Origin of the sequence: uncultured Demequina sp. (genome assembly GCF_913055775.1) — a bacterium.
Lineage (GTDB): Bacteria > Actinomycetota > Actinomycetes > Actinomycetales > Demequinaceae > Demequina.
Map to the genome: position 1 here is coordinate 1 of NZ_CAJXJX010000175.1, position 4,013 is coordinate 4,013.

3 protein-coding genes are annotated in these 4,013 nt (G+C 73.4%); all 3 read left to right on the forward strand.

The genetic code is table 11. The features are described from left to right. Nucleotides 1-205: CrcB family protein (locus QZ483_RS12985; protein ID WP_297084687.1), on the forward strand; the 205-nt coding region annotated here is incomplete at its 5' end. Nucleotides 206-325: 120 nt separating this feature from the next. Further along, on the forward strand, nucleotides 326-3,604 hold the full coding sequence (locus QZ483_RS12990; protein WP_297084689.1) for an FtsX-like permease family protein: 3,279 nt from the start codon (nucleotides 326-328) through the stop codon (nucleotides 3,602-3,604). Further along, a partial coding sequence (locus QZ483_RS12995; RefSeq protein ID WP_297084693.1) for a hypothetical protein occupies nucleotides 3,601-4,013 on the forward strand: 413 nt, incomplete at its 3' end. The genes QZ483_RS12990 and QZ483_RS12995, both read left to right, overlap by 4 nt.

Genomic DNA, 4,013 nt, shown 5'->3' on the forward strand with positions numbered 1-4,013 from the left:
GGGGGCCCCCGCCTCTGCCGGCATCATCGTGGGAGCCGGGTTCGCGGGCGGGCTGTCGACGTTCTCCACGCTCGCGGTCGATGCGGTCATCCTTCTGAACGAACGTCGTCCGCGAGAGTTCTGGGTCTACCTCGGCGCCACCGCCGGCGTCGGGCTCGGCAGCGCATTCGCGGGCTTCCTCGCCTGGTCCTGGATCGTCGCGTAGGCACCTGAACGATCGCGGTCATAACGATTCGATAACGCCGTCGCCCCTCGTGCGGCGCGGGTCGCTCGACGGGCCAGGATGGGAACGGCATTGCCGCCCACATCGAAGGAGCCCCACCGCGTGCGTCCCTGGAGAACTCGCCTGGCCCTGCGCCGGTCGCGCGTGCAGTGGGCGCTGCTGTCGGTGGTGCTGCTCGTGGCGCTGCTGGCGTCGACGCTGATGGCGACGCTGTTCCTGCTCGCGGATGCCACCGAGACGTTCGCCGCGCGCACCACCCTCACGGAGGCCGATCCCGCGGACGTGCGCCTGGTGGTGAGGATCGCACCCGATGACGACCTCGAGACCGTGGTCGACGCGCCGTCCGCGCCTGTCGCCGCCTACTTGGGCGACGTTCCCTTCGTCAGGGCGGTCCACGCGGAGACCGACGTACTGTCCCTTCCCGCGGCCACAGACGAGCGCACGCTCACGTACCTGGCGTCGATGGACGGCGTGGCGGATCACATCGTCCTCACGGCGGGGGCGCTCCCCTCCGGCGGCGAGGCGCTCGTGCCGCACGCCGTCGCGGAGAGCCTCGGGCTCGACGTGGGCGACGAGCTTCAGATCGCGGGCGTGTTCGGGATCGAGGAGCAGCCGTCGGTCGTCGTCGCCGGCACGTACGCCGTGAGCGAGCCGGGCACCGACTTCTGGCGGCTCGACCGCTTCCAGGGCGCCGCGTACAACCCGGCCACGCCGCTGCCGTTCTCCGGAGGCCGCATCGTGGTCGACGGCTACGGGCCGCTCCTGACGGACCAGGCCACGATCGCGCGCTACCCGGTCGGCACCGCCTCCCTCACCTATCTGCCGGACTTCTCCGCCGTATCCACCGCGCAGGCCCAGGCCCTGATCGACCGCACTGAGACGCTCGAGCGCTCGCTGATCGCGGGCGTCGCCACCGCCGGGGACGATTTGCGCGTCACCACGCGGCTCGACGTCACGCTGGGCGGCGTCGTCGGCTCTCTCGCCGTGACGCGCTCGAGCGTGCTCGTCACCGGGCTGCTGCTGCTCGTGCTCGCGGTGGCGGCGCTCGCGCAGACCGCACGCCTCATGAGCGAGCGCCGCCACGCGGAGCAGGCCCTCATGGTCGCGCGAGGCGCGTCGGGCCGCCAGCTCCTGGGTCTCGCTCTCATCGAGGCGTGCGTCGTGGGCGCGATCACGGCCGCCGCCGCGCCGCCCCTCGCATCGGCCGCGTACGGCCTCATCGCCCGCCAGCCCGCGATGGCTCGCGCCGGCATGGACCAGGATCCCGGCATCCCGGCCGCCACCTGGCTGGTGTCCGGGATCGTCGCCGTGGTGGCGATCGCTGTGATGGTGGCCCCCCTGCTGCGTCGCAGCGCGAGCTTCATCGAGGCGGAGTCGGCACAGGCGCGACCCAAGCGCGCATCGGCGATGCAGCGCGGCGGCATCGACATTGCCCTACTGGCGCTCGCCGGGCTCGCGTACTGGCAGCTGCAGTCGTACGAGTCGCCCGTGATCGCCGAGGGCGGCGTAGCGCGCGTGGACCCGCTGCTGGCGGCCGGCCCGGCGCTCGCTCTTCTCGCGGGCGCCCTCGTCGCGGTGAGGCTCATCCCGGCGGCCTCGCGGGCACTCGAGGGCGTCGCGGCGCGAGGCCGGCGGGCGGGCATGCCCCTCGCCGCGTGGGAGGTGGGCCGGCGGCCCGCCCGCGCGGTCTCCGCCGTGCTGCTGCTGACGCTCGCGATCTCGATCGGCGCGTTCTCGCTGTCCTACCTCGCCTCCTGGACGCTGTCGCAGGAGGACCAGGCGCGGTACCGGCATCCGGCCGATGCGGTGGTCACCGGCCTCACGGGCGACACGACGGCACAGGCCGCCGCCGCGGGCCAGGCCGCGGCGCCGGCACTCCATCGCACCGCGGTCATCACCACGCAGCTGGACGAGGGCTTCGGCGAGGACGAACTCCAGGGTCGAGACGTACGACTGGTGGCGTCCACCGCACATGGCCTCGCGGTCTACGCCGAGGGGCGCTCGGGAGCCGAAGGCGCCGCCGCCATCCCGGCGGCGCTGGTCCCCGCGGACGTCCAGGCACGGGAGTCGATCGCGCTGCCTCAGTCAGCGGACGGGCTCGCGATGACCGTGACGCCATCGACGTCGGAGACGGCGCTAACGGACATCTACGTGTCGCTGCGCGCGGTGGTCACCACGGGCGACGGCGATCTCGCGACGCTCGACCTCGGGATCCTTCCCGTCGACGGCCAGCCTCACCGCCTCGAGACGGCCTTCGCGGACGTCGCCGCCCTCGCCGGCGTTCAGTCGGTGTGGCTGTCGACCGCCGGCGACACCGCCGATGCCGCCGCGATCTCCGCCGAGGGCGCGCTGACGCTGGAACTGTCCGTCGATGACGTCGAGGCGCTGGAGTTCGTGAGCGCCACTCCCGTCGACGGCGTCGAGCCCGTGTACTCCTCGTCGCCGGTCGACACGGCACTGGACGCACCCTGGTTCGCCGTCGAGCGCAACGTCCAGGTGCGGTCTCTCGAGCCCGACGAGGACCAGCTCCACGTCGAGATGATCACGAGCGCGACCGCGCTGCGGTTCCGCCCGGCGTCGCTCGTGCAGACCGCCTGGCCCGTCGCCGACGCTCTGCCCGTGGTGCTCACGAGCTCGCTCGCGACGCGTCTGTCGCTGGACGCAGGCGATCTCGCTCGCATCGGCGTCGACGGCGCCTCCATCACCGTGAGCGTCGCTGACGTCGTCGGGCTGCTGCCCAGCGAGGCACCGCGCCAGGAGGCCATCGTCGCGGGCCTCGACGCCCTGCAGCTCGCGCTCGTCCAGGCCGGAGCCGCGACCGCGCAGCCGGATCAGTGGTGGGTCGACATCGACGACGAGGACATCGGCGCCTACGCCGCGACCCTCCCTGAGGAGGCTGCCATCAGCTCGCGCGCGGGCGTCGCCACCGCTCTCAAGGAGGACCCCCTCCGCGTGGCGACCCAGGCGGCGCTCTGGCTCGTCACGGCAGCCGCCGTGGTGCTCGCCGCGGTGGGCTTCGCCGTGCACGCCGTGGTGACGGTGCGCGCGCGCACTCTCGAATTCGCGCAGCTCCGAGCAGTCGGCATCAGCCGGGGCCAGCTGCTGCGCGTGGTCGGCGGCGAGAGCGTCCTGCTGACGAGCCTGGGCCTGGCGTTCGGGCTCGGGCTCGGCGTCGCCCTGTCGTACCTGGTCGCTCCGCTGGTGGCGGTGGGCGCCGACGGCAAGCCCCCGCTGCCCGCGGTGACCGTCGAGATACCGTGGGCGACGGTCGCGCTGCTGGCGATCGAGGCGGTCGCCGTCGTGGTCGTCGCGACCGTGATCGTCGGCGCGCTCCTGCGACGCATCGACCCGGCCGGAACACTGAGGACGGCGGACGCATGAGCACCGTGATCGACACCGCCGCGCTCGGGGATCGCCCGCGCCCTTCAGGGGCCGGTGCCGCGGCCGCCACCGGCGCATTGTGGCTGCTCGTGCGCCGGCGCCTGTGGCGCGACCGCACGCTGCTGATCGGCTCGGCCGCGATCGCCGCGATCGCGACGCTGATCGCGTACGCGGGACCGCAGCTCGTGCTCGCGACCATCGACGACGGCGTCAGGGACGCGGTGACGGCCGCAGGCACCAGCGCGGACATCCGGGTCACGGTGCCCGTCGGCAATACCGGCGGCGACAACATCACCACCGTTCGTGGCCTCGCGGCCGGCTCGCTCGGCGACGTCGCGGCCGGGGCCACCGATCAGCTCGACCCCGAGATCGCCGCGCGCGACCATGATCCCGTCGGACAGCTCGATCA